Raw genomic sequence first — 23,853 nt, 5'->3', positions numbered from 1 at the left:
GTGAAATCAGTGGAAAACCCCATCACCATCAGCGTTGACGACGCCCAGCTGACCGTCGAGGCTGGCACCACCGTGGCCGGGGCGCTGATCGCCCATGGCATCACCGCCTGGCGCAGCACGCGGAAAAACGAACGCCCCCGCGGGCTGTTCTGCGGCATCGGCGCCTGCTTCGACTGCCTGGTCAGCATCGACGGGCAGCCGAACCAGCGTGCCTGCATGGTGCGGGTGTGCGAAGGCCAGCAGGTAGACACCGAGACCGCCAAGGAGCGCCCATGAGCCAGAAGATCCATGTGGCAGTCATCGGAGCCGGGCCTGCCGGACTGGCCGCCGCCGCCAACGCCTTGGCCCACGGAGCACAGGTCACCTGCATCGACGCCAATGACCAGCCTGGCGGCCAATACTGGCGCCACCGCCTTGAACAGCCGGGAAGACAGCCAGGCGTACAGCCGGATTCCACCGGCCACCACGACTGGAAAACCTACCTCTCGCTGCGCGCCGCCTTTGACGCGGGCATCGCCGCCGGAACCCTGGCCTACCTGCCCAACACCCAGGTGTGGATGGCGCAGCAGCGTGAAGATGAGCGCATCACCCTGCAGCTGACCAGCGCCACCGCCGCCGGGACGCAGGCCCCGGCCAGCACCCTGACCGCAGACCGGCTGGTGGTGGCCACGGGCGCCTACGACCGGCAGATCCCGATCCCCGGATGGGACCTTCCCGGAGTCATGACAGCAGGAGCCGTGCAGGCGCTGATCAAGGGGCAGGGAGTGCTGGCAGGACAGCGGATCGTGCTCGCAGGCACCGGACCCTTCCTGCTGCCCGTAGCCAGCAACGTTGCCCATGCCGGCGGCAGCGTGCTTGCCATCTGCGAGTCAGCCGACCTGAGCGGATGGCTCAAAAACCTGAAAGCCCCGCTGGCGGTGCCGGCCAAGGGCATCGAAGGAGCCGAATACATCTGGGACCTGCTGCGCCACCGCATTCCCTACAAACGCAGCACCGTCATCACCGCAATCCACGGCGCCGAGAAGGTGGAAGCAGTGAGCATCGCCCGCACCGACAAGACCGGCGCTGTCATCGCAGGCAGCGAGGAGCGCATAGAGAACGTCGACTGCGTGGGCCTGGGCTTCGGCTTCACCACCCAGCTGGAGCTGCTCACCGCCTTCGGCGTGGCAACCCACATGGACGTGGACGGCTCACTGGTGGCAGATGTGGACGAATTCCAGCTGACCAGCGGAGCCAACGTCCTGGCCGCCGGGGAAGTGACCGGCATCGGGGGAGCGGCGCTCGCCGTGGCAGAAGGAACCGTCGCCGGCTACCGTGCGGCGTTGGGCTCCGGACAGGCACCGCAGCAAAGCGAAGTGGCCAAGGAACTGAAGACCATCTCCCGGCACCGCGCCTTTGCCCGCGCCATGCACCAGGCCCACCAGGTCCCCGACTACTGGAGCGGGAACCTGGAGGAAGACACCGTGGTGTGCCGCTGCGAGGAAGTCACCGCCGGGGAGATCATCCAGGCCCGCGACGAGCTCAAGGCAGTCGATGCCCGCAGCATCAAGTCGACCACCCGTGCAGGCATGGGCTGGTGCCAGGGAAGGGTCTGCGGCTACGCGGCCTCCTGCCTGGCCACCTGTGGGGACAAGCATGAAGCCTTTGCCCAGTCAGTTGCCAATACCTATAAACGACCAGTCTCCATCCCGGTTCCGCTGGGTGAAATTGCAGACCTCGAAGATTCACCGAAGGAGTAGCACCATGCCTCAGACCACGATTGAACAGACCTCAGCAGCGCAGCTGGAACAGATCCTCGACAATGCCCAGAAGGCCAGCGCACAGTGGGCGCAGACTCCTGCCGCCGAGCGCGCAAGGATCATCGAGCATGCAGCCGCAGCCCTGGAAGCCGCCGGGGATGCGCTGGTTGCCCTGGCCATGGAAGAAACCAACCTTCCCGAAGCCCGCCTGCGCGGGGAGCTGAAGCGCACCGCGTTCCAGCTGGGGCTGTTCGGCGAAACCATCCGCGACTGCGCCTGCTTCGATGCCCGCATCGACCACGCCGACGCGCAGTGGCCCATGGGCGCAGCCCGCCCGGACCTGCGCCGCATCCTGATTCCGGTGGGCCCGGTGCTGGTCTTCGCCGCCAGCAACTTCCCCTTCGCTTTCTCCGTGGCAGGCGGCGACACCGCCTCCGCGCTGGCCGCCGGCAACTCAGTGGTGCTCAAAGCACACTCCGGCCACCCGAAGCTCTCGCAGGCCACCGCCTCCATCTTCGCCGCCGCACTGGAAGAAGCAGGTGCACCGGAAGGTCTCTTCTCCATCATCTTCGGCACCGCCTCGGGCAGCGCCGCGATTGAAGACCCGCGCATCAAGGCTGCCGGATTCACCGGGTCGATCCCCGGCGGCCGCGCGCTGTTCGACAAGGCCAACGCCCGCCCGGAGCCGATCCCGTTCTTCGGCGAGCTGGGCAGCAACAACCCGGTCTTCGTCACCGGCTCCGCCGCCGCGGCGAATGCCGAGGGCATCGTTGACCAGTTCATCGGCTCCTTCACCATGGGCGCCGGCCAGTTCTGCACCAAGCCGGGCACCCTGGTGGTTCCCGAAGACTCGAACTTCACCCAGATCCTCGCATCCAGGCAGCTGCCAGCGGTTCACAAGCTGCTCAACGAGCGCATTGAAGCCGGCTACCTGCAGATCCTGGCGCAGCTAAAGGCCCATGCCGGCGTCGAGGTCCTAGCCCAGCACCCAGAGGCGGAGAACGGCCAGATCCAGCCCACCTTGCTGGTCGCCACCGGCGAGCAGCTGCTAGCCGACCCGCAGGCGCTGCAGGAAGAATGCTTCGGCCCAGCGGCACTGGTCGTGACCTACAAGGACGAGGCCCAGCTGCTTCAGATCGCCGGCAGCTTCTCCGGGCAGCTCACCGCTACGATCTGCGGCGAGGAAAGCGACAATGTGGCGCAGCTGCTGTTCACGCTGCAGAACAAGGCAGGCCGCGTGCTGTGGAACCAGTGGCCCACCGGAGTCTCGGTGACCTACGCCCAGCAGCACGGCGGACCGTACCCTGCCTCCACCGTTGCCAACTCCACCTCGGTGGGAACCGCCGCGATCACCCGCTTCCTGCGCCCGGTGGCCTACCAGGGCTTCCCACAGAGCCTGCTGCCTGCAGCACTACGGGATGATGCGGAAGGTACTGCGTTGCTGAACGGGCAGCGCCGGTAGCTGTTGCAGTGCCCTTCGAAGGGCATGCCAACCATAGGCACATAGCCAGTGATTGGCATGCCCTTTTGCTATTCGACGCTGAACTGCAGCCGGTGCCATCCGGAAGATCCGTTGGGGGCCGGGGCAGCAGTAATTTCGCTCTGGAGCTCGCCTTGGCTATTGGTTGCCCGAACCGTCGCGGTGTGGTTGCCAGGTGCTGCGCCTTTCCATTCATAGCGCCATTGGCGCCAAGTATCGACCGAGACGTCGGTGGAGAGGGTTGCCTCCTGCCACGGCCCGCCGTCAATGCTGATTTCAACCTTGGAGATGCCGACATGCTGCGACCATGCGGTTCCACCGAAGACAATTGGACCTGAGGGGAGCTTTGCGAATGAGCGTGGGGTTTCTATTCGTGAAGACATCTTGATCGGGCCTTTCGCGGACCATCCCCGAGTGGTCCAATAGGCGGTTTTGTCCTGGAACCTCGTCACTTCAAGATCAACCACCCATTTAGTCGCAGAAACATATCCGTAGAGGCCGGGGACGACCATTCTCGCGGGAAATCCGTGCTCCAAAGGGAGAGGCTCATCGTTCATGCCAATAGCCAGGAGTGCTTGGCGGTTGTCTGTGAGGATCTCCAGGGGAGTCGAAGCGCTGAAGCCGTCGATAGATGTGGAGAGCACCATGTCGGCACCCTGTAGTGGTTTGGCCCTGGCTAGCAGATCTCTGAGCGGGTAGCCCAGCCACTTGGCGTTTCCAATCAAATCCCCGCCGACAGGGTTGGAAACGCAGGTCAGTGTCAGATAGTGCTCCACAAGGTCCATGCCCAGCAGGTCGCTGAAGTTCAGCGAGTATTCCTCTTCCACCATGCCGTGGATTCGCAGCGTCCACTGCTGTGGATCGATTTTTGGAACTGAAAGCGCAGTATCGATGCGATAGAAGTCTTTGCTGGGAGTTAGGAAGGACGATACTCCCGGGATGTTCATATCGGCGCCGCTTGGCAGGGGAGCGGCTTTCATTTTTGCAGGCGGCAGCCCCAGTGCGGAGCGGGCCATCTCAGCGACGTTGCGGGCGCCTCGGAGCGCCTGTGTGGAACCTGCGGCGAGCAGCCCGACAGCCACAGAACCTGCCGCCGCGAACATGAATCGCCTGCGTGAAATCGCTGGCGCCGCTGAGCCCTCCTCTGGCGGCAGAATGCTGTCGGGAACCAAAGCAACCAGCATTTTCAGGGTTCCGAGTCCTAGGACCGTTCCGATGAGGGTCGGTACTATGTCCTGCAGCGAAGTCGCCGAGCGGCTGAGCACAGCGACGCCGAGGACCGCCGCGAGAATGAGAACCGCAATAGTTGCAGCAGCCATGCTGCGTCGAGCGAAACGTCCTATCAGTGCTGCAAAGAGCACGGCCGCTACGGACAAGACACCAAAAAGAAACAGCTTGTCATTGGTTCCGAAAATGTTGATGGCTAGATCTTTGAGCCAACCAGGTGTGAAATCTATGATCGCTGATCCGAGTGCAACCAACGGTGCGCTGGCCGTTGCGTAGAACGTTGAAACGGCATGAGCAGTGGTGAAGAGAACGATGGCCGAACTGACGCCGGCCAATGGATAAAGCCATGCCGAGCGACCATGCCTACTCGATGCATTCTTCATAGGACTCAACCCCTGTCACTTGATGCGATGTGTTCTTGTCTATCGGCCAGAACACCGGACGACTGGTATTCGGAGTCGTCCGGGTTCTGGATTGGGTCGATCAATAGCCGTGGATATCTGCGCGTTTATGGATAGTTAGAGAGTTTGCAGCATGATCGGTTGAGTTGTCGGGGTTGGAGAGCCGGAAGCTGGTTCCACCGTGATGCCGAAGTGTGTTGCGCCCTGCATCGGTTCGGCAATCATCATGGTTTCAGTGGCTTTCACATCATGAATCATTCCGGCGGAGGCTGCACCCTTGTCGGAGATGATCCACAGTTCATAGGCCTTGCCTTCGGGAAGTTCAGGCATTCCAGCGGTAGATACTGCCATCAAGCCTGATTGGGCAGAATAGGTAATTCTTACAGTTGCTCCGTCTTCGAGAGTTTGAGACTTAGATTTCATATCGGGAGCGCTCATGATTTGACGCATGTCATCGCGTTCGCCGCTTATGGCCTGCATCTGGGCATCAAGCTGCTTCTGCTGCGCATTCAGGTTCCAGGCAACAGCACCCAGTGAACCGGCGGCAAGCAGAAGAACCCCAGCGGCCAGCGCGAAGAACTTCTGGGACTTTCCGCCTCCCCGTGGCAGTTCGCTTTTGTGTGCTTCTGCGGCATGAGGATCTGATGCAGGCGAAGCCGATTCGGACTGCACCAGCGGGGTAGGCGGCAGTTGTTCCACATCCTGGATGGCATTCATGATGCTGGCTTTGAGTCTGTCAGGCGGCTGGATGGCCGGTTCGCTCAAGCTGATTTGAGCCGCAGTATCCTGAAGATCATCAAGTTCTTGACGTGCTGAGTCGCTGGTGGCGGCGTAGCGGAGCACCTCTTCGCGTTCAGCATCAGTCAGCGCGTTCAGGGCGAAACTGCTCAGTAGTTCATGCTCATTTTTTTCCATCACGCGACTCCCATCAGATCTCGTAGTTTCTTCATGCCATCTCGTATGCGCGTCTTGACCGTACCGACCGGAAGCTTGAGATGATCAGCGATTTCCACATGCGTTAGTCCATTGAAATAGGCCAGGTGGATGGCATCGCGTTGTGCTTCGCTGAGCTCCCCCATGGCTTTGATCATACGATGACTCTCATCAAGCAGGACTATGTGTTCTTCCACGCCCTCGTAGCTGGCTTGGAAATTCTGCATGCCGATTTTTAGATCGCGGTCGCGGCTGGCTTGGCTCGATCGAATGCGATCGACAGCGCGCCGGTGGGCAATGGTCAACAGCCATGTAGCGGCGGAAGAACGGTGTGGATCGAAACGGGCAGCATACTGCCAGGCTTCGACGAAGATCTCTTGGGTTACTTCTTCGCTTTGGGCCTCATCACGCAGCAGACGCCGGACTAAGCCATAAACTCTGGGGGCAAGCAGGTCGTACAGTTGTGCGAATGCTTCAGCTTGGCCCTGGGCAACTTGAATCAAAAGATCTTCCGCAGTCGTGGAACCAGCTATAGGTTCACTTGATCGATTCGGAATCATGGGCTCAAGGTTCTCACAATGTCTAAGGATCGCATGCTGAGTTCAGCAAGCTTTGAAGTTGCTCTAGCGCTGCAAGAGCGAAGGCTAGGGAATGGGCGGCGGATTTATGCCGGCCGCCCAGACCCTAGCGGTTTCATCTCGTTGGGCTGAACTGCTATTTTGATGGCGGCATCAGCACCGAGTCGACCAGATACACCGTGGCGTTGGCAGTCTGCACTCCGCCGCAAATGACCTTTGCATCGTTGACCATCAGGTCATCGCCGCTGCCGCTGATCTTGACGGCATCTCCTTCTACGGTCTTCACCTCGCCCTTCAAATCATCAGGCGAAATCTGGCCTGGAACGACATGGTAGGTCAGCACCTTGGTCAGCATGTCCGCGTTTTCTACGACCGCCTTCAAATCTTTTTCAGGCAGTGCCTTGAACGCGTCATCGACCGGTGCGAACACAGTGAACTGATCGCCGTTCAACGTATCAACGAGGTTGACGTCCTTGTTCAGCTTGCCGGAAACTGCCTTGGTCAAAGTGGTCAGCAGAGGATTGTTCGAAGCGGCGACCGCTACAGGGTCCTTGGCCATGCCTGCTACGGAACCTTCGCCTTCAGGAACTGCCTCAGCGTAGGCGGCGCACCCGGTGCCGACCAGATTGGCGGCAGGGTCCATTGCCGATTCTGAGGCCATGCTCGAACTATCGGACATCGCAGAGCTGCTCGGTGCCATGCTCGATTCGGAAGAGCCGGTGCTCTGCGATGCATCGGTGTTGCTGTCCATTGAGCAGGCGCTGAGTCCGAAAGCGGCTACCGCTGCAATCGAAAGAAGTCCCACCATCCTGCGTTGTGTGTTTTTCACGTCGATCTCCTTGCCTCGCGGCCCGTGGGGCCAACCGATGAACCAAACCCTTTGGTTTGGGCTGTCACGAGGTATTCGGGGCGCGCAGTATTGCGGATTGGAAATTGCAGAACAATTTTTTCGGCGAGACTTTATTCTGAATGACTGCACCAGCTGCCTGGCATTCAACGGCGCAGCCAATACAAAGAAGCTGTGCGGACAACCACCTTGAGGGGGTTGTCCGCACAGCTGTCAGGTTAATGACTAGGCGGTGCGCACCCGCGCATCCAGCCGGGTGTAGGCGATGTCGACAAGGATGTTCGCCACCGCGACGAACAGGCCGCCAAGCAGCACCACGCCGATGATCACCGGGCGGTCCTGGGTCTGGACTGCCTGCACCGCCAGCGAACCGACGCCGGCCAGGCCGAAGACCTGCTCGATGACGATCACGCCGCCGAGCATCACTCCGATGTCGATGCCCAGCTGGGTGACCAGCGGGGTCATCGCGCTGCGGAACGCGTGCTTGTAGATCACCGACTGCTCGCGCACGCCCTTGGCGCGGGCAGTGCGGATGTAATCCTCGCCGAGCACCTCAAGCATCTGCGCACGGGTCAGCCGCGCATAGACCGCCGCGGTGACCAGCGCTAGGGTGATCCACGGCAGGACCAGATGCCAGGCCCACTGCACCGGGCTCTGGGCCAGCTCGATGTATCCGCTAGGCGGGAAGAGCAGGAAGCCTGCCTTGGCCGGCAGCGAATACAGCGTGTAGAGCAGGATCATGCCCAGCACGAAGGTGGGGAAGCTGATGCCGGTCATCGCGAAGCTCTGCCCGATCCGATCGCGCAGGCTGCCGGGCTTGCGGGCGGAGGCCACGCCCACCGGGATGCCGATCAGCAGCCAGAGCACCATCGCCCCACCCACCAGGGACATGGTCACTGGCAGCCGGTCGAAGATCAGCTCGGTGACAGGCTGCTGGGAGCGGTAGGAGAATCCCAGGTCTCCGTGCAGCAGCCGGGAGGCGAAGTCCAGGTACTGCTGGTACAGCGGCTGGTTCAAGCCGAGGGTGTCGCGGATCTGCGCGAGCAGCTCCTCGGTGGCCTTGTCTCCGGCGATCGCCCGGGCCGGGTCGCCCGGGGCCACGAAGAAGAGCAGGAAGACGAACAGGCTGAGCAGGAACAAGACCAGCAGCCCGAAGCCCAGGCGCTTGAGAAGGAACATGAACATTTTTACTTGGCCTTTCTGCGGGTGCGCGGATCCAGTGCATCGCGCAGCCCGTCGCCCAGGACGTTGAACGCCAGGGTGGTGAACAGCAGCGCCAGGCCCGGGAAGAGCACCAGCCACCAGGCGGTCAGGTAGATGGAGTTGCCGGAGGCCTCGGCCAGCATGCCGCCCCAGCTGGCATCAGGTGGGACGATGCCCATGCCCAAAAATGACAGGGTCGCCTCGAAGACGATGGAGCTGGGGATCATCAGCGTTGCGTAGATGATGATCGGGGCGGCCAGGTTGGGCAGGATGTCGCGGAAGATGATGCCCCAGTGCCCGGCCCCCAAGCTCCGGGCGGCCTCCACGAATTCGCGCTGGCGCAGGGCGATGACCTGCCCGCGGATCACGCGGGCCAGCGAGGTCCAGGAGAAGAACACGATCACCCCCACGCTCAGCGGCAGGCTGGCTCCGAGGACCGACACCAGCGCCAGGGCGGCGAGCAGGAAGGGCACGGACATGACCAGATCGATGCAGCGGCTGAGCACCGTATCCACCTTCCCGCCGAAGTACCCGGCCACCATGCCCACCATGATGCCGATGCTGGCCGCGGCCAGGGAGGCCACCACGCCGACGATCAGCGAGACCCTTGCGCCATAGGCCAGGCGCACCAGCACATCGCGGCCCAGCTGGTCCGCGCCCAGCCAGAATTCTGTGCCCGGGCCCACCGGCACGCCGGCCGGGGTCAGCCCGGTTTCGCGGAACTGGTCGTTGGCCGGGTGGCCGGTGATGCCCGCCAGCAGCGGGGCGGCCAGCGCAAAGAGCACCAGCAGCACCAGGAAGCTGGCGGCGATTAGCGAGGCGCGGTCCTTGAGCAGGTAGTCGACGGTCATGCGCAGCGAGCTGCGCTGTTTCACCTCCGGGGCGGCGGTTGCCGCGGCCGGAGTCAGTGTATGTGCGCTCATTCTCAGCTCCTTGCGCTGGCGGCCAGCAGGGTCTTGGTGAAGTCGGTCTGCGGGTTCTCATAGAGCTGCTGCGCGCCGGCAAGCTCGATGATCTGCCCACGGTCCATGACGGCTACCCGGTCGGAGATATGGCGCACCACCGACAGGTCGTGAGAGATGAAGATGTAGCTCAGCCCCAGTTCGCGCTGCAGGTCGGAGATCAGGTTCAGGATCTGCGCCTGCACCGACACGTCCAGCGCTGAAACGGGTTCGTCGAAGAGCACCACCTTGGGCTTGAGCGCCAGGGCCCGGGCAATGCCAATGCGCTGGCGCTGCCCGCCGGAGAACTCCGAGGGGAAGCGGTTGTAGTGCTCGGGATTCAGCCCCACCAGGTCCATCAGCTCGCGCACCCGGGACTTGAGCTGCTCGCCGCGCAGGTCCGTGTGGATCATGAATGGGTCGGCGATGATCGAGCCCACCCGGCGCTTGGGGTTCAGCGAGCCGAAAGGGTCTTGGAAGACCATCTGCACCAGGTGCCGCGCCTGCTTCCAGGATTCGGTGTTTGGCGCCCCGAGCTCTTGGCCCTCGACCAGCACGCTGCCTTCCTGCGGCTGCAGCAGGCCAGCAATTACGCGGACCAGGGTGGATTTTCCGCAGCCTGATTCTCCCACCAGGCCCAGTGTTTCGCCTTCAAACAGCTGCAGGTCAACGCCCTTGAGCACGTTCACCTGGCGCTTGTGCGGCCAGGAGCCAGCGCTGAATGACAGCTTGATGCCCTGGGCGCTGATAATCGGCGGCGCCCCTTCCTGCTGCCCGGCGCTGCGGGCGATAACCGGTTCGGGCGCAGCCAGCTCGGTGTCCGGGTGGAAGCAGGCTGCCAGCCGGCCGGACCGGTGCTCTTCAAGCGGTGGCAGCGTGCCGCGGCACCGCTCGTCGGCCAGCTCGCAGCGCGGGGCGAAGGCACAGCCGGTGGGAGGGGCCAGCAGGCTGGGCAGCGAACCGTCAATGGGCCGCAGCCGGTGCTCGGTGTTGTGCACCGAGGGCGTGGCCGCCAGCAGCCGGGCGGTGTAGGGGTGCGAGGGGCTGGTGAAGACCTCGTCCGCCGCACCGAGTTCCATGCAGGTGCCCGCGTAGAGCACCATCATCTGGCTCGCCACTCGGGAGACCACCGACAGGTCGTGGGAGATCATAATGACCGTGGTGTTCAGCTCCCGCTGCATGGAGCTAAGCAGGTCCAAGATCTGCGCCTGCACCGTGGAATCCAATGCGGTGGTCGGCTCGTCGGCAATGATCAGCTCCGGTTGAAGCAGCAGCGCCATGGCGATCATGATGCGCTGGCGCATGCCGCCGGAGAACTGGTGCGGGTAGCTGTCGGCTCGGCGTTCGGCGTCCTTGATGCCTACCTTGCGCATCATGGAGATCGCCCGGGAGCGGGCCTCGGATTTGGGCACCTTCTGGTGGGTGGTGATCGCCTCAACTAGCTGCTGGCCCACTGTGTACTGCGGGTGCAGCGAGGAGAGCGGGTCCTGGAAGATCATGCTGATCTTCGCCCCGCGGATCCTGCGCAGCTCCTCGGCCGGCAGCCCGATCAAATCCCGCCCGTTGAACAGCGCCTGGCCGCTGAGCTTGGCTCCGGGCACCAGGCCCAGGATCGCCTGGACCAGCACGGATTTGCCGGAGCCTGATTCGCCGACGATCCCGAAGAAGTCGCCGGCTTCAACACTGAAGCTGACATCGCGCACCACATGCAGGGTGCCGTCAGCGGTGGGGAAGGAAACGCTGAGGTTTTTTACTTCAAGCAGCGCCATGACTAGTCCTGGACCCAGACATTGGTCCAGTCGCCCTGGGTGGCCAGAGCGTAGGGCTGGAAGTTCTGCACGCGCTTGGAGTGGTAGAGGCGGGTGGTCGGGGCCGCGACCGGCACGATGATCGAATCGCCCATGACGATCTCATCCACCTGCGCCCACAGCTCCTGGGCCTTGGCGGCATCCGGCTCCTGGACCGCCTTGGCAGCAAGCTTGTCGGCTTCCTTATTGTCATAGTTGGTCAGGTTGTAGGTGCTTTCGGTGCCGTTGTAGGTGAACAGCGGCTGGAAGACCGAGCGGGCGGCGCCGCCCTGCCAGTCAGGGCTCCAGCCCATCGGGGCGATGTCCCATTTACCGGCTTTGGTCTCCTCGCGGTTGACGAGGAACTCGGTGTAGTAGTCGGTCGGGCTGACCGGGATCAGCTCGATCTTGATTCCTGCCTTCTCGAAGCCTGCCTGCAGGGTCTGGGCGATCTGCGGTTCGATGTCCTTGTTGCGGTATGGCATCTTCAGGGTGATGCCGTCCGGGTAGCCTGCCTCTGCCAGCAGCTTCTTTGCCTTCTCCGGGTCTCCCTTGTGCCCTTCGGTGGGGTAGAGGTCGAAGTCGTGATAGCCCAGCACGCCCGGGCCGAAGATGCCGTTCTGCACCTTGGCCACTGCCTCGCCGCCCAGGGTCTGGACTACCGATGCCTTGTCGGTGGCGTACTGGATGGCCTCGCGGACCTTCTTATCCGCCAGCGCTCCGTCGTTGCTCGGGGAATCCACGTTGATCCACAGGAACGGGTTGACCGAGCCGGCGTCGACGGTGGAGAAGTCAGGGTCCTTGGCCGCCGCCAGCTGGGCTGCCACGGAGGGGGCCAGGCCGGTGTCGAAGGACATGTCCAGGGTGCCTGCCTGCAGCTGCTGGGTCACTGCGTCGGCGCTTAGGCCCATGGTCATCTCGATGGAGTCCACATTTGCCTTGCGCAGGGTGTCGGTCTCCGGCTTCCAGGCTTCGTTGCGCACCAGCTTCAACGACTTGTCAGCGGTGTATTCCTCGACGGTGTAGGGGCCGGAGGCCACGAAGTTCTCGCGGTACTCGGGGGAGTCTGGCAGGTAGTCGAGCACCTCTTCTGGGGCAGGGGTGGCGGTGGCAAGGGTCAGCATGTAGATGAAGTCGCCTGCCGGCTCCTTGAGGTTGAACTCGACGGTGCGCTCGTCCACCGCGCGCACGCCGGGCAGCTTGGCGGAGTTGATGTACTTGGCCATCGGCTCCGGCTTCGCCTCGATCTTGGCGAAGCCTGCACAGTATTCGTCCATGCCGGTCAGCAGGGTCTGGAAGTAGCCGAGCAGCGGGCTGGAGCGGTAGGGGTTGCACAGGCGCTTGAAGCCGCGCACCACGTCTTCTGCGACGATCTGGCGCGGGCCGTCGGCGGCGTCCCAGTTGGCGCCTTCCTTGATGGTGAAGGTGTAGGTCTTGCCGCCGTTGGTGGCTTCCGGGACTTCCTCGGCCAGGTCTGCCTTGACCTGGATTCGGGTGTTCTCATCAGTGGATGCCTCGTAGCTGAGCAGCTGGCGGTTGGTGGCGCGGATGAAGTTCTGGGTGGGCACGTAGGAGGTCAGTGCCGGGTCGAGGTGGTCGTTGTCGCCGTTGCTGCCGACCTTCAGGATGCCGCCTTTCTGGGCTTCTCCGGTCGGGGTCGAGCTGTTGCCCGTATCGATGGCGCAGCCCGAGAGCAGGACCGCCGAGGCGGCGAAGAGCGAGAGCGGAACCATAAGGCGTTTTTGCGGTGTCATCGGGTCCTCCAAGGGTGTGTGGGTTGGCTCACAGGATGGTGATCGAAATCCAGATTAGCACCATTGCACTGTTACTTGGGCTGATCATTCGAAAATTGCACGGCGTAAACCTGACGCGCCTGTCGGGGTGGCGACAATTGCTCAAAAACCATTGCAGAGCCCAGTCGGCGTGGCCTAGCGTTCAACCTCATGGGGCCGTGATGCACATCGCATTTGCGGAAGTAAATCTACGAAAGAAGAACTCAATGCAGGGTTTGTCATCATCAGCACCGGTGCGGCGCATTGCCGCCGCGGTGTCCATCGCAGCACTGGGACTGTCGCTGACCAGCGGCGTCGCCCCGGCGATGGCACAGAAGCCAGCCGCGGACCAGGGCGCGGACAAGGCACAGTCGGTTCCGGCTCCAAACTTCATCCAGGGCGAGTATTCGCCGGAACTGGATCCGGTGCTCGGCAAGAACGAGGCTCCGCGTCCGCTGGTGGACATGAAGCTGGTTGAAAAGAACCAGAAGGAAAACCAGAAGCTCGAAAAGAAGGACAAAAAGGCCAAAAAGGCCAAGGCAAGCACTTCCGGCCCGGAGAACGCAACCGGCGCGGCGGGCGAATGCAGCCCCGGAGCCATTGGAAACCAGAGCGGCTCGGGCCTGGTCCAGGCCATCAAGGCCGCAGATTTCAACTGTGTGAACTCGCTGTTCAACGCCACCGGCACCACCGCGAAGGACCTGTTCAACCAGGCAGACATGCTCACCGTGGCCCAGGCGTTCAAGAACGACGCCGCGAACTACGACGGCAGCAACTCGGCCTCCACCTTGCAGCTGGTGCTCTACCTGCGCGCCGGCTACTTTGTGCAGTACTACCAGTCGGACACCGTGGGCAGCTACGGCCCGGAGCTCAAGGCCCTGGTAGGCGATGCACTGCAGGCATTCTTCGCCAACCCGAAGTCCCTGACGCTCAATGAAGACAGCGCCCAGGTGCTCGGCGAATCGGTGACGCTGATCGACTCCTCAGAGAACAACGCCCGATTCCTCGGCGTGCTGGTCGACCTGCTCGAAGGCTTCAATGCCGAGCGCGAAGCCAGCTGGAACTTCCGCAACGCCACCAACAACGTGTTCACCGTGCTCTTCCGCGGCCACCAGTTCGACGGCTTCTCCGAAGCAGTTGCTGCCAACCCGCAGATCCTTTCCACCCTGCATGATTTCGCAGTCAAGCACCTCGACTTGATGGGCACCAACAGCGACTTCCTGGTCGCCAACGCCGGCCGCGAACTCGCACGCTTCCTGGGCGACGAACAGCTGAAGCAATCGGTCAAGCCAAAGGTCATCGACCTGCTTTCGCGCACCTCAATGACCGGGGATACCGCGAAGCTCTGGGTTGGCCTGGCGGACATGGTCAACTACTACGACGAGGGCAACTGCTCGGACTACGGAACCTGCGACCTCTCGGGCAAGCTGCGCACCGCCGTGCTCAGCCAGAACCGCGAATGCAGCACCAGCATCAAGTTCAACACCCAGTCGGTGAGCAACGAAGAATTCGATGAATCCTGCACCTCGCTCAAGGAACAGGACGAGTACTTCTACAAGGCCGCAGGCACCAAGACCCCGGTAGCGGACGATGTGAACACGAGCATCGACGTGAACGTCTTCTCCTCCAGCAGCGACTACCAGACCTATGCCGGCGCCATCTTCGGCATCGACACCAACAACGGCGGCATGTACCTGGAGGGCGACCCGAGCCAGGAGGGCAACAAGCCTGCATTCATCGCCTATGAGGCCGAATGGCTCAAGCCCACCTTCCACATCTGGAACCTGAACCACGAGTACACCCACTACCTCGACGGCCGCTTCGACATGTACGGAGACTTCGGCGCCGGACTGACGGTGCCGACCATCTGGTGGGTTGAAGGCTTCGCCGAGTACGTGAACTACGGCTACCGCGGCGAGGACTACACCGCTGCGAACCAGCTGGCCGCGCAGAAGACCTACAAGCTCAGCGAGATCTTCGACAACACCTACGAGAACAGCGACACCAACCGCATCTACCGCTGGGGCTACCTTGCGGTGAACTTCATGCTGAACAAGCACCCGCAGGAAACGCAGACCATCCTCGACTTCTACCGCCAGGGCAAGTGGCAGGAATCCCGCAACTACCTGAAGAACACCATCGGCACGAGCCTTGACGCCGAGTTCTCCACCTTCCTGGACGGCTGCGCCAACGGCGAATGCAAGCCGAGCGTGCCAACCGACCCGGTGGACCCAGTGGATCCGACCGATCCTGAAACCTGCACCGAAACCACCGGCCAGGCGCTGACCTCCAGCTGCACCGCGAAGAACCTCTCGGGCACCAAGGACAACCTGAACTACTTCTACATCTACGTTCCCGAGGGCACAAAGGAACTGCAGATCAACACCAGCGGCGGCACCGGCAATGCAGACCTGTTCTACAGCCCCTGGAACTGGGCCGGACCGAACCACCACAACTACCGCTCCACCGAGTCCGGAAACAACGAGTCGATCACCGTTCCGAACCCGCCAGCCGGCTACAACTACATTTCGCTGAGCACCAACGACGCCTACTCGGGGGTGAGCCTGAAGGCAACCACCCGCTAGAGAACTGAGTAATGCCCCGCACCTCAAGCTATTGCTTGAGGTGCGGGGCTTCTTTGCGTTGAGTTCCTCAAGCGTCAATGCCGTGATGACAGGTCTGAAGGAGATCGCTGTGCCATGGGAGGGATGGGTGGCCACCTAATTTTTAGCTTGACTCTGTGAATGTTCTGGCATTTTCCATGGGTTGGCTGTTTTGGTGGTTAGAGTCAATTTGTCGACCACTCTTCTCATGCCGATGGGATTGAAACATGGCTACGGTGATTGTCCACGCAACCATCACACTTGACGGGTACATGGCTGACCCTGAGGGTGGTGTGGACTGGATGTTTGGCCGTCCTTCCGCACCTGAGGATGACTTAGTCGTTGCCTCCGTCATGAGTCGAATCGGCGCTATTGTTGGCGGCGCAAATCCAACGCAGACGATTGAAGACGGTGAAATTCCCTATGGCGGAATGCTTCAGGTGCCGGTTTATCTAATGACGCACACTGCCACGGCACCGGTAGAACGCGACGGCATCACTTACACGTTCGTTGTTGATGACATTTCCGGTGCCGTTGCATCAGCTAAACGGGATGCTGGAGACGGAATCGTCAGTTTGTTGGGTGGGAAGATTTCCCGGCAGTGCCTTCTGCTTGGATTGGTTGACGAACTGCACCTTGATATCGCTCCAGTACTGCTTGGCAATGGGATTTCCTTGTTTGCAGGTTTGGGAAAACGTATTGAACTTGAACGGTTGGAAACTTCGGCTTTCGCAAGTGAGACCCACCTGATCTACCGTGTGCTTCGCTGATTTTCAGGCGCAGGCACTTCTCCTCACTTTTTAACGTCGTCAAGTCAAACGGAGGCTCGACCATGTTGCTCGAGCCTCCGATTATCTGGGTAATAAGGATCAAAATTTAATGCTGCAGCGGACCGCCGAGTGCATCCAGATTCTTCAGCAGGCGGCGCAGCACCGATGGATCGTTGATCCCGTCGTGCTCATGCTCATTGGTCACCCAGGCATGCAGATTGCCCACCTTGGACGCTGTATCCAGGGATAGGCCGGCATCCACATACATGTCGTCGTGGTAGACGGCCGCGGCGATCGGCACCTGGTTGGCTGCCAGCTTTTCGCGGTCGTAGATCTTCCGGTGGGTGCGGCGCACCGCCAGCTCCTTGACCGCAGGCAGGAAAGGCCGTAGCAGCTTGGTTTCCTCGAAGGTCCAGCGGAACATCATCTCCCCGGTGAACAGCAGAGGCTGCGCTTCGGTGGAGAACTCCGGATGAAGCTCCAGCTCTGCCTCGGCCGCGAAGCGTGCAGCCCCGTTGGCCCCGTCGCCGTAGATGTCTTCCTGCAGCACGGCGAACAGCGGGTTGGAGGCGAAGCTGGTGCGGTTCTGGACTTCCTGCAGCAGCGCATTGCTGATGTTCGTACCGTCTGCCGAGAGCTCCAGCAGCCAGTGCAGGCGCTCGAAGCCCGGTCCCATGCCGAAGTCGATGCCCAGCGACTGCAGCCTGCGCACGGTGAAGCGGTCGCCGTCCGGCAGGAAGTATTCGCCCTCGTTCAGCGTGCGGACAAGGTTTTCCACGCGCTGCCGGTCAGCCGGGTAGAGCTTGTAGAACTTCTCATTCTTGGCCCGCACCCTGTTGATGGTCCGCGCGTATACCGAGGCCGCGCAGGGATACAGGCTGGGCAGTCCGCCAGTGATCAGGCAGCCGGCCAGCGCCTCGGGGAAGAAGCTGAGATAGCTCAGCGTGAGAAACCCGCCATAGCTTTGGCCCAGGGTGACCCATGGCTTGGAATCGTAGCCGTGGATGCGGATGGCTTCAGCATCGCGGATGATCGAATCTGCGCGGAAATTCTCAAGGTAGGCAGCGCCCGCCTCTCCGGAGTCGAAGCCGTCGATGACCTGCTTGGTCACCGGGGTGGAGGCGCCGGTGCCGCGCTGGTCCATGAGGATCACGCGGTAGCGTTCGAGCACTACCGACAGCCAGCCGGAATCCCCGATGGGGCGTGGACCGGCCCCGCCGGGTCCGCCCTGCAGGTAGATCATCAGCGGAAGTTCTTCGTGCTCGCGGTGGGTGGCGGACACCTCGCGGTAGAACACGGTGATGTGCTCGCCGGCGGGGTCTTCCCAGTTCAGCGGGACCTGGAGCGAGTAGTCTTTGAAGTGCCTGCCTGCCACGGTGCAGCTGGCGATCAAGGTTGGGTTCATTTCACCCCTGCCAGCAGGTTCAGCCCGTCGACGCTCGCGGCGCCCGACTGGATGACGGTGCGGTGCTGGTTTTCGGAAACCAGATAGTCAAGGTCCTCGCGCGGATCCCCGTCGAGCACCAGCAGGTCGGCGATCTTCCCGGCGCCCAACTGGCCGATCGAGTCATTGCCGATCAGCTGCGCATTGACCGAGGTTGCAGAACGCAGCACGTCGTCCACGGTGGAGGCGGCCGCCTGCAGGGCCAGGCCGTGCAGCTGCTCGTCGCCCAGCTCGCCCATCAAATCGCTGCCAAAGCCCACCTTGACCCCAGCAGCCAGTGCATGGCGCACGGCTTCTTGCCCGCGCTCGAGCACGATCCTGTTCTTCTGCTGGGAGACCTCGGCCAGACCCAGTTCTTCGCCGCGCGAATCCATAGCCGCATAGGCGGCAAGGGTGGGGACCAGGAAGGCGTCGTGCTCGGCCATGAGCTTGGCGGTGTCTGCATCGAGCAGGTTGCCATGCTCGATGCTGCGCACCCCGTTTTCCACCGAGTGGCGGATGGCTGGAACCGAGTAGGCGTGCGCGCAGACATAGGAGCCACGGCGGGCGGCCTCGGAGGTGATGGTGCGGATCTCCTCGGGGGAATACTGCGGAATTTCCAGCGGGTCGGTCAGCGAGATGACCCCGCCGCTGGTCATGATCTTGATGGCGTGCGCCCCGGTGCGGAAGGCATCGCGCACCGCTACGCGCAGGGCGTCTGGCCCGTCGACGATCCGGCACATGTGCCCGTGGGTGAAGCAGGAGTCAAGGTGCGCCTCGCGCGGGTCGCCGTGGCCGCCGGTCTGGCTGAAGGCAGGCCCGGTGAAGTAGTAGCGCGGGGAGGCGAAGAGCTTCTCCTCGATGGCCCGGGCCAGGCCCAGGTCTCCGCCGGCCACGTCGCGCACGGTGGTGAAGCCGCGGCGCAGCGCATCGGCCAGCCGGTGCGAACCTGCCAGTGCCGAATAGGACAGCGGGCCCAGCTCATTGTCCAGCCCCTGCAGGGCCACCGCGTAGGCATGGAAGTGGGCGTCGATCAGCCCGGGCAGCACGCAGCGCCCTGCGGCGTCGATCACGGTGCCCTCGGACTGGTCTCCGACTGCAGTGATCACGCCGTCGGCGACGGTGATGTTGGTGGGAGCGTCGAGGAACTGCTGGCCGTCGAAGACCAGCGCATTAGCCAGCGTATAGGTGCTCATGCGTTGGCTCCTTTCATTGCCTGGTTCATCCAGTTCTGCAGGCCGGCCGCATCCAGCGGCAGCTCGGCGGAGAGGTTCTCATAGCCGTTTGCGGTGATCAGCAGGTCGTCCTCGATGCGCACGCCCAGGCCGCGCAGCTCCGGCGGGACCAGCTGGTCGTGGGCGTGGAAGTAGAGGCCCGGCTCCACGGTGAGCACCATGTTCTCTTCCAGCGCCGCGCCCTGGTAGTCCTCGTAGTGGGAATGCGAGCAGTCGTGCACGTCTAGGCCTAGGTGGTGGCCCACGCCGCAGACCAGCCAGCGGCGGTGCTGCTGGCCGGTGGGGGAGAGCGCCTCATCCACGGAGACCGGCAGCAGGTCCCAGTCGCTTAGGCCCTGGGCGATGACCTCCATGCAGGCGAAGTGGAAGTCGCTGAAGGAATTGCCCGGGGCCAGCGTGGCAAGGCCTGCGCGGTGCGACTTCTCCACCAGGTCGTGCACCAGGCGCTGGGGCTCGGAGAAGGAGCCGGCTACCGGGAAGGTGCGGGTGACATCCGCGGTGTAGCAGGAGCGTTCCTCCACGCCCATGTCCAGCAGCAGCAGCTGGTCTTCGCTCACCGGTCCATCGCAGCGGGTCCAGTGCAGGGTCGGCGCGTGGATGCCGGCGCCGATGATCGTCGCATAGCCCGGGCCATTGCCGTAGGTGCGGGCCACACGGTCGAAGGTGCCCTGCAGCCAGCGCTCGCCGCCTTCGGCGATTGACTGCGGGATGGCCGCCAGCACCTGGCGGAAGCCCTCCACTGTGTGGTCCACCGAGGCGCGCAGCTGGCCGATCTCCCAGGCGTCCTTGACCATGCGCAGCTGCGAGAGTACGCGGCGCAGCACCGGTGAATCCTGCGCATTCAGCGTGGCCAGCTCGGAGGCCTTGGCGGAGCCTGCAGCGGCGAAGGTGCCTGCGCGCACAGCAGTTTCCAGCTCGGTGATAGAACGAACGGGAATGCCCAGGGCAGCGCTCCACTGAGCGGTGTTGTGGCTTGGGCCCACCCACAGTTCACCATGGATGGCATTGGAGAAGAAGTCAGCGGTGCCAGGGGTGAATGGCACCGGCAGGAACAGCTCAAAATCGTGGCCGTGGCCGGTTGGATGGCCCACCAACACTGCATCCTCGATCTGTGCGTTGATCAGGTAGACGAAGTCTGAGTGCGCACGGAACTCGTAGTAGCAGTCATTGGAGCGCACCGGTGCGGAGCCTGCAAAGACCAAGATGCCCTGGCCGGGGAAGGCCTCCGAAAGCTTTTCGCGGTGGGCGGCGGCGGCCGCCGCCGCGTCGGGTGCTACCGGAGCCGGCAGATCTGGCGTGGCCCAGCCGGTGGCCATGAAGTCGACGAAGGGTTGGCTGGAGGCCAGCCGCGGAATCGCGTTCTCCCCGTTGGACGGCGCCGGCATGGACTTGGGCAGTTCTGCACTCATGTTCGTGGTGCTCCTTTGACACGTAACTTTGCTGGGTGCTGGTTCCGGTGGAAACCAGCACTTTTAGCTTTTCACGTTCAAAGACCGTTAGGTGTGTAAAAGTGCTGTCGTAAAACCGACACGTCGTTAACTGCCCTGTCGGCTCGCCAGCGCTAGCTGCTTTCGGGCCTGTCGACAAACAGGTGGCGAGCGCTGATGGCGCCGAGCTGGAAGCGGCTTGCGGCGCCGAAATTGCGCTGCAGGTTTTGGATCTTGCGCTGCACTGTGCGCACGCTGACACCCAGGGCGCGAGCCACTGACTCGTCCTTTTGCCCGGCGGCCAGCAGCCGAAGGATCTGGATTTCGTCGTCTTCAAGGATGGTGCCGGTTTCAAATTTTCGGTTGCTTACCTGCAGGGCGTTGTCCCAGACCTTGGCGAAGGCGTTGTTGATGAACTCGGCCAGCACCGGCGAGGTGAACTGCACGGCAAGATAGTCGGAAGGAGAGGATGTAGAAGTGTGGACGATGAACTCTTCGCGGTCTCGGATCAGCAGCCGGTTCGTGAAGTTCGTCGAGACCCTGGCATTCTCGCCCTGGCGCACCGATTCAAGCATGGCCCGGGTGAGGTCTTCGCGCTCGAACACCACCGGATCGTAGACCACGCGGAAACGCACCCCGCGCTTGAGGGCACCCGGCTGGGACTTGGCTTGGGTTTCAGCCTGGGGCGGGCGCTCTCCGCAGTCCAATGCGTCGATCGAGTGGACCGCCTTGTCCTGCATGGCATTGAAGGTGTCGATCAGATCGCTGCGGGTATAGATCAGCCTCATCGACAGGCCATCGACCTGCTTGACCGCGCCGGAACTGGAGTCGTGGTTTTGGCGCAGGTCATCAGCCAGCGAGGCAAGCTGCTGGGCAATGAGTTGCAGGGAATCGGCGTCCATAAATCGCTGGTACCTCTGAAATCTGTGGGTGATGGTACTTGAATCATGGCACAGAAATTTAGGCCTGCAGGGGCAGTGATTCGGCCGTTTTATGACAACGCTGTCGTAAAAGCGACGGGCAGGTTCTCCACAATTGGATGCCTGCATCGGCCGCCGTGTGCGGTACGGGCCAAGACTTGAAGGCAACCGGGAAAGATCCTGGCTGAAGCACAGATGGCAGAAAGAGGAGAAGAAACATGCAACAACTGCCGGATCCTGTGGACCACGAATGCCTGCCCTGTTATCTCTACCGGGTAGGGGTGGACCACCCCTGCTATGGAGATCTGCGGGCCTTGAAAAACTATCGCGACCTCAGCGCGCCGCGTGCCACGGCGCTGGAAAAGAAGATCGTTCTGCTCGGAGGCTACTGCGATTGCGAGGTGCTGCTCAACGCCTTTCGCCCCATCACCAGGGAAGCCGCGCTCGCCGTGGACCATGAGAAGGAAATGGTGTGTAAAGGAACGCGCCGCGGGAGCATTCAGCCCTGCGAGCAGTGGGCGATGCGCCGCGGCGTGCAATGGGGAGGTGGACGGTTCCGTTCCCGCAGTGCCTAGAAATCAGTCTTCGGCAAACAACTTCGGCGTCGATTTTTGTCTCCACCAGAAACTTGGTTGCAGACCAGCAAACTCCTTTTTGGCTTTGTGCAGGAGAGTTGTACCAGTTGGGAAGGGGTCGAAATCAGGAGGCATTCCACCCCGAAAGACGGCCTGCTGGCAGCCTCCCGGTCAACAACCGACGGATCTATCGGACAGCCTCGCGGGCAAAACTTCGCTGAGGTCTTGGAGGCATATTTGTGCTTGCGGCAAGTATTACACCCAATGACGCACCACATGTTGACCTTCAAATAAGTAAGTAAAGATTAACGTTATAGATCTTCGTGAGACGCGACACCTGCCGAATGCAAGTAGATTGATGAAAAAATGCCAAGACGCAACGATTTCATAGCAGTAACTCAAGGAATATTGGCGCGGGCGAACTTCGGATCAGCTAAGAATTTTAAGTCAGACAACCATTTCTTAATTAGGTAAGCCTCATGTAATGTGTCTTTTCGTGATCGTTCGCAGCGATCACAGAAGCAGACTTTTGAAAGGTAACGCCATGGGACTGCCCCTCATATCCTCCTACCGACTGCCGGCCGAAGACTTGCCTGTACCTCGTGTGAACTGGAAGGCTGATGCCTCTCGTGCGGTGTTGCTGATCCACGACATGCAGCGCTACTTTATCGATGCCTTCGACCAGGCAGACCCGCAGTCGCAGATCTGCCTGGCGATTGAGAACATCCGCACGCTCAGAGATGCCGCCGACGAGGCAGGAATCCCAGTGGTCTACACGGCGCAGCCTCCCAACCAGCGCCCGTCGGACCGGGCACTTCTCACAGATTTTTGGGGAGGCGGGCTGACCGATGACGGCAGGGAAGAAATCACAGCGGACCTGTCGCCCCGCGAATCGGATACTGTGCTCACGAAATGGCGCTACAGCGCATTCGCCAAAACAAAACTGCAAGAGTGGATGCACGAAGCCGGGCGTGACCAATTGATGATTACGGGCGTTTACTCGCATATCGGCTGCCTGACGACCGCGCTGGATGCGTTTATGCGCGATGTCCAGCCATTCTTCGTTGCTGATGCGCAGGCCGATTTTTCCCTCGACGAACACCTGATGGCAATTAACTACGGTTATGGCCGCTGCGCTTCGGTGGCAAGCACCCGGTCAATCGTCGATCAGCTCCAGGAATCGATGGCAACGGCGCTGTGAAGCATCGAACTGAACCCCGGTTGGTTGTCGTGACGGGAGCCGCCGGTGGTATCGGCGCTTCGGTAGCCGCGAGGCTGGAGCAAGCTGGCTACTTCGTCCTTGGCACCGATCGAGTGGGAACCGTGGATCTTCAAGCAGACATTTCCGCTGACGACGGTTTAGCTCAACTGGGCGATGCAATTAACTCCCGCATCGCGCAAGGACACATCCTGCATGGATTGGTGAATGTAGCTGGAATTCTACGCAGCGGGCAATTGCTTGACTTGTCTGTTGACGACTGGGATGCGATGCATGCGGTGAACACCCGCTCAGTATTTCGGACCACGCAATTGGTCGCGAGGCTCATGGTCAGGCAGCAAGAACACGAAGCAGGAAATTCGCGCGGCATTGTCACCATCAGTTCAAATGCCGGAACAACTCCGCGGTACAACCTTGGAGGATATTGCGCGTCAAAGTCGGCGGCTACCATGACAACCCGGTGTTTCAGCATTGAACTTGCAAAGCACGGTATCAGGGCAAACATCGTCAGTCCTGGGTCAACAAGAACCGAGATGTTGCGTGCGCTCAATGGCAGTGAAGATACTGCCAAGCAATCGGTCCTCGGCGATCCAGCGAACTTCAGGCACCCGATCCTGCTGGGAAGAATCGCAGATCCGGAAGACATCGCGGATTCTGTCGAATTCCTCTTGTCGCCGCGAGCCAAACACCTCACTGGCGCCGAACTAGTTGTCGACGGTGGGGCAACCCTTCCCTGATCTCGACGCAGATCTACAACCAAACTTCTCGATTTT

General features: G+C 61.8%; 20 protein-coding genes. 8 read left to right on the top strand and 12 right to left on the bottom strand.

The annotated features are described in order from the left end of the window. Genes AUR04nite_RS02280 through AUR04nite_RS02270 form a run of 3 tightly spaced genes read left to right on the top strand, consistent with a single transcriptional unit; the run spans position 1 to position 3,201 of the window. Complete coding sequence (locus tag AUR04nite_RS02280; protein ID WP_246055287.1) at positions 1-276, top strand: (2Fe-2S)-binding protein; 276 nt, start codon at positions 1-3, stop codon at positions 274-276. After that, positions 273-1,739 (top strand): NAD(P)/FAD-dependent oxidoreductase, encoded by a 1,467-nt coding sequence (locus AUR04nite_RS18390; RefSeq protein ID WP_141361533.1) that lies wholly within the window; start codon positions 273-275, stop codon positions 1,737-1,739. The genes AUR04nite_RS02280 and AUR04nite_RS18390 overlap by 4 nt, the downstream gene beginning before the upstream one ends. Positions 1,740-1,743: 4 nt before the next feature. Beyond that, positions 1,744-3,201, top strand: coding sequence for an aldehyde dehydrogenase (NADP(+)) (locus AUR04nite_RS02270; protein WP_141361531.1), 1,458 nt, complete (start codon positions 1,744-1,746; stop codon positions 3,199-3,201). A 68-nt stretch (positions 3,202-3,269) separates the two neighbouring features. Here the strand turns inward: AUR04nite_RS02270 and AUR04nite_RS02265 are convergent, their stop codons facing one another. From AUR04nite_RS02265 to AUR04nite_RS02230, 8 genes are all read right to left on the bottom strand, one after another. After that, the gene (locus AUR04nite_RS02265; RefSeq protein WP_141361529.1) at positions 3,270-4,829 is read right to left on the bottom strand and encodes a molybdopterin-dependent oxidoreductase; all 1,560 of its coding nucleotides are present in this window, start codon (positions 4,827-4,829) and stop codon (positions 3,270-3,272) included. Between the two features lie 135 nt (positions 4,830-4,964). Continuing rightward, positions 4,965-5,762: an anti-sigma factor gene (locus AUR04nite_RS02260; RefSeq protein ID WP_141361527.1), complete on the bottom strand. Its 798-nt coding sequence runs from the start codon at positions 5,760-5,762 to the stop codon at positions 4,965-4,967. Continuing rightward, entirely contained in the window at positions 5,762-6,340 is a 579-nt protein-coding gene (gene sigK, locus AUR04nite_RS02255; protein WP_141361525.1) for an ECF RNA polymerase sigma factor SigK, read from the bottom strand. The genes AUR04nite_RS02260 and sigK overlap by 1 nt, the downstream gene beginning before the upstream one ends. 154 nt (positions 6,341-6,494) lie before the next feature. Next, a complete protein-coding gene (locus AUR04nite_RS02250) occupies positions 6,495-7,187 on the bottom strand; it encodes a fasciclin domain-containing protein (protein WP_407646642.1) in 693 nt (230 codons plus the stop codon). Between the two features lie 243 nt (positions 7,188-7,430). Further along, positions 7,431-8,384, bottom strand: coding sequence for an ABC transporter permease (locus tag AUR04nite_RS02245; RefSeq protein ID WP_246055285.1), 954 nt, complete (start codon positions 8,382-8,384; stop codon positions 7,431-7,433). Between the two features lie 8 nt (positions 8,385-8,392). Next, complete coding sequence (locus AUR04nite_RS02240) at positions 8,393-9,331, bottom strand: ABC transporter permease (RefSeq protein ID WP_141361521.1); 939 nt, start codon at positions 9,329-9,331, stop codon at positions 8,393-8,395. A gap of 2 nt (positions 9,332-9,333) precedes the next feature. Then, on the bottom strand, positions 9,334-11,118 hold the full coding sequence (locus AUR04nite_RS02235; RefSeq protein ID WP_141361519.1) for an ABC transporter ATP-binding protein: 1,785 nt from the start codon (positions 11,116-11,118) through the stop codon (positions 9,334-9,336). Positions 11,119-11,120: 2 nt separating this feature from the next. Beyond that, positions 11,121-12,890 carry an ABC transporter substrate-binding protein gene (locus tag AUR04nite_RS02230; RefSeq protein ID WP_141361517.1) on the bottom strand — a complete coding sequence of 590 codons (1,770 nt, stop codon included), beginning with the start codon at positions 12,888-12,890 and terminating at the stop codon, positions 11,121-11,123. Between the two features lie 245 nt (positions 12,891-13,135). Between AUR04nite_RS02230 and AUR04nite_RS02225 the strand changes: the two genes are divergently transcribed. Together AUR04nite_RS02225 and AUR04nite_RS02220 are read left to right on the top strand one after the other, a co-directional pair. Beyond that, positions 13,136-15,493 carry a M9 family metallopeptidase gene (locus tag AUR04nite_RS02225; protein WP_170184050.1) on the top strand — a complete coding sequence of 786 codons (2,358 nt, stop codon included), beginning with the start codon at positions 13,136-13,138 and terminating at the stop codon, positions 15,491-15,493. Between the two features lie 245 nt (positions 15,494-15,738). Then, entirely contained in the window at positions 15,739-16,281 is a 543-nt protein-coding gene (locus AUR04nite_RS02220) for a dihydrofolate reductase family protein (RefSeq protein ID WP_141361513.1), read from the top strand. A 106-nt stretch (positions 16,282-16,387) separates the two neighbouring features. On the opposite strand, the gene AUR04nite_RS02215 is transcribed toward AUR04nite_RS02220, so the two are convergent. From AUR04nite_RS02215 to AUR04nite_RS02200, 4 genes are all read right to left on the bottom strand, one after another. Beyond that, positions 16,388-17,686 (bottom strand): alpha/beta fold hydrolase, encoded by a 1,299-nt coding sequence (locus AUR04nite_RS02215; RefSeq protein ID WP_141361511.1) that lies wholly within the window; start codon positions 17,684-17,686, stop codon positions 16,388-16,390. Beyond that, positions 17,683-18,900 carry a metal-dependent hydrolase family protein gene (locus AUR04nite_RS02210; RefSeq protein ID WP_141361509.1) on the bottom strand — a complete coding sequence of 406 codons (1,218 nt, stop codon included), beginning with the start codon at positions 18,898-18,900 and terminating at the stop codon, positions 17,683-17,685. Before AUR04nite_RS02210 ends, AUR04nite_RS02215 begins: the two co-directional genes overlap by 4 nt. After that, positions 18,897-20,348, bottom strand: coding sequence for an aminopeptidase P family protein (locus AUR04nite_RS02205; RefSeq protein ID WP_246055283.1), 1,452 nt, complete (start codon positions 20,346-20,348; stop codon positions 18,897-18,899). The genes AUR04nite_RS02210 and AUR04nite_RS02205 overlap by 4 nt, the downstream gene beginning before the upstream one ends. Positions 20,349-20,500: 152 nt before the next feature. Then, a complete protein-coding gene (locus tag AUR04nite_RS02200; RefSeq protein WP_170184049.1) occupies positions 20,501-21,268 on the bottom strand; it encodes a helix-turn-helix transcriptional regulator in 768 nt (255 codons plus the stop codon). A gap of 236 nt (positions 21,269-21,504) precedes the next feature. On the opposite strand from AUR04nite_RS02200, the gene AUR04nite_RS02195 reads away from it, so the two are divergent. The 3 genes from AUR04nite_RS02195 to AUR04nite_RS02185 all read left to right on the top strand — a co-directional run bounded on the left by AUR04nite_RS02195 (position 21,505) and on the right by AUR04nite_RS02185 (position 23,817). After that, the gene (locus AUR04nite_RS02195; protein ID WP_141361505.1) at positions 21,505-21,861 is read left to right on the top strand and encodes a DUF2695 domain-containing protein; all 357 of its coding nucleotides are present in this window, start codon (positions 21,505-21,507) and stop codon (positions 21,859-21,861) included. A 544-nt stretch (positions 21,862-22,405) separates the two neighbouring features. Further along, a complete protein-coding gene (locus AUR04nite_RS02190; RefSeq protein WP_141361503.1) occupies positions 22,406-23,062 on the top strand; it encodes an isochorismatase family protein in 657 nt (218 codons plus the stop codon). Next, positions 23,059-23,817, top strand: a complete 759-nt coding sequence (locus AUR04nite_RS02185) for an SDR family oxidoreductase (RefSeq protein WP_218024615.1) — start codon at positions 23,059-23,061, stop codon at positions 23,815-23,817. Before AUR04nite_RS02190 ends, AUR04nite_RS02185 begins: the two co-directional genes overlap by 4 nt. The last annotated feature ends 36 nt before the right edge of the window (positions 23,818-23,853 follow it).

Source organism: Glutamicibacter uratoxydans, from assembly GCF_006539925.1.
Taxonomy (GTDB): Bacteria; Actinomycetota; Actinomycetes; order Actinomycetales; family Micrococcaceae; genus Glutamicibacter; species Glutamicibacter uratoxydans.
Note: the sequence above shows the minus strand (reverse complement) of the source record. Positions and strands in the feature narration are given on the sequence as shown.

What these genes read in the sequence shown, in the direction of transcription:
- AUR04nite_RS18390 (WP_141361533.1), top strand. Translation starts at nt 273, where the DNA reads ATGAGCCAGAAGATCCATGTGGCAGTCATCGGAGCCGGGCCTGCCGGA.
- AUR04nite_RS02270 (WP_141361531.1), top strand. Translation starts at nt 1,744, where the DNA reads ATGCCTCAGACCACGATTGAACAGACCTCAGCAGCGCAGCTGGAACAG.
- AUR04nite_RS02265 (WP_141361529.1), bottom strand. Translation starts at nt 4,829, where the DNA reads ATGAAGAATGCATCGAGTAGGCATGGTCGCTCGGCATGGCTTTATCCA.
- AUR04nite_RS02260 (WP_141361527.1), bottom strand. Translation starts at nt 5,762, where the DNA reads ATGGAAAAAAATGAGCATGAACTACTGAGCAGTTTCGCCCTGAACGCG.
- sigK (WP_141361525.1), bottom strand. Translation starts at nt 6,340, where the DNA reads ATGATTCCGAATCGATCAAGTGAACCTATAGCTGGTTCCACGACTGCG.
- AUR04nite_RS02245 (WP_246055285.1), bottom strand. Translation starts at nt 8,384, where the DNA reads ATGTTCCTTCTCAAGCGCCTGGGCTTCGGGCTGCTGGTCTTGTTCCTG.
- AUR04nite_RS02240 (WP_141361521.1), bottom strand. Translation starts at nt 9,331, where the DNA reads ATGAGCGCACATACACTGACTCCGGCCGCGGCAACCGCCGCCCCGGAG.
- AUR04nite_RS02235 (WP_141361519.1), bottom strand. Translation starts at nt 11,118, where the DNA reads ATGGCGCTGCTTGAAGTAAAAAACCTCAGCGTTTCCTTCCCCACCGCT.
- AUR04nite_RS02230 (WP_141361517.1), bottom strand. Translation starts at nt 12,890, where the DNA reads ATGACACCGCAAAAACGCCTTATGGTTCCGCTCTCGCTCTTCGCCGCC.
- AUR04nite_RS02225 (WP_170184050.1), top strand. Translation starts at nt 13,136, where the DNA reads ATGCAGGGTTTGTCATCATCAGCACCGGTGCGGCGCATTGCCGCCGCG.
- AUR04nite_RS02220 (WP_141361513.1), top strand. Translation starts at nt 15,739, where the DNA reads ATGGCTACGGTGATTGTCCACGCAACCATCACACTTGACGGGTACATG.
- AUR04nite_RS02215 (WP_141361511.1), bottom strand. Translation starts at nt 17,686, where the DNA reads ATGAACCCAACCTTGATCGCCAGCTGCACCGTGGCAGGCAGGCACTTC.
- AUR04nite_RS02210 (WP_141361509.1), bottom strand. Translation starts at nt 18,900, where the DNA reads ATGAGCACCTATACGCTGGCTAATGCGCTGGTCTTCGACGGCCAGCAG.
- AUR04nite_RS02205 (WP_246055283.1), bottom strand. Translation starts at nt 20,348, where the DNA reads ATGAGTGCAGAACTGCCCAAGTCCATGCCGGCGCCGTCCAACGGGGAG.
- AUR04nite_RS02200 (WP_170184049.1), bottom strand. Translation starts at nt 21,268, where the DNA reads ATGGACGCCGATTCCCTGCAACTCATTGCCCAGCAGCTTGCCTCGCTG.
- AUR04nite_RS02195 (WP_141361505.1), top strand. Translation starts at nt 21,505, where the DNA reads ATGCAACAACTGCCGGATCCTGTGGACCACGAATGCCTGCCCTGTTAT.
- AUR04nite_RS02190 (WP_141361503.1), top strand. Translation starts at nt 22,406, where the DNA reads ATGGGACTGCCCCTCATATCCTCCTACCGACTGCCGGCCGAAGACTTG.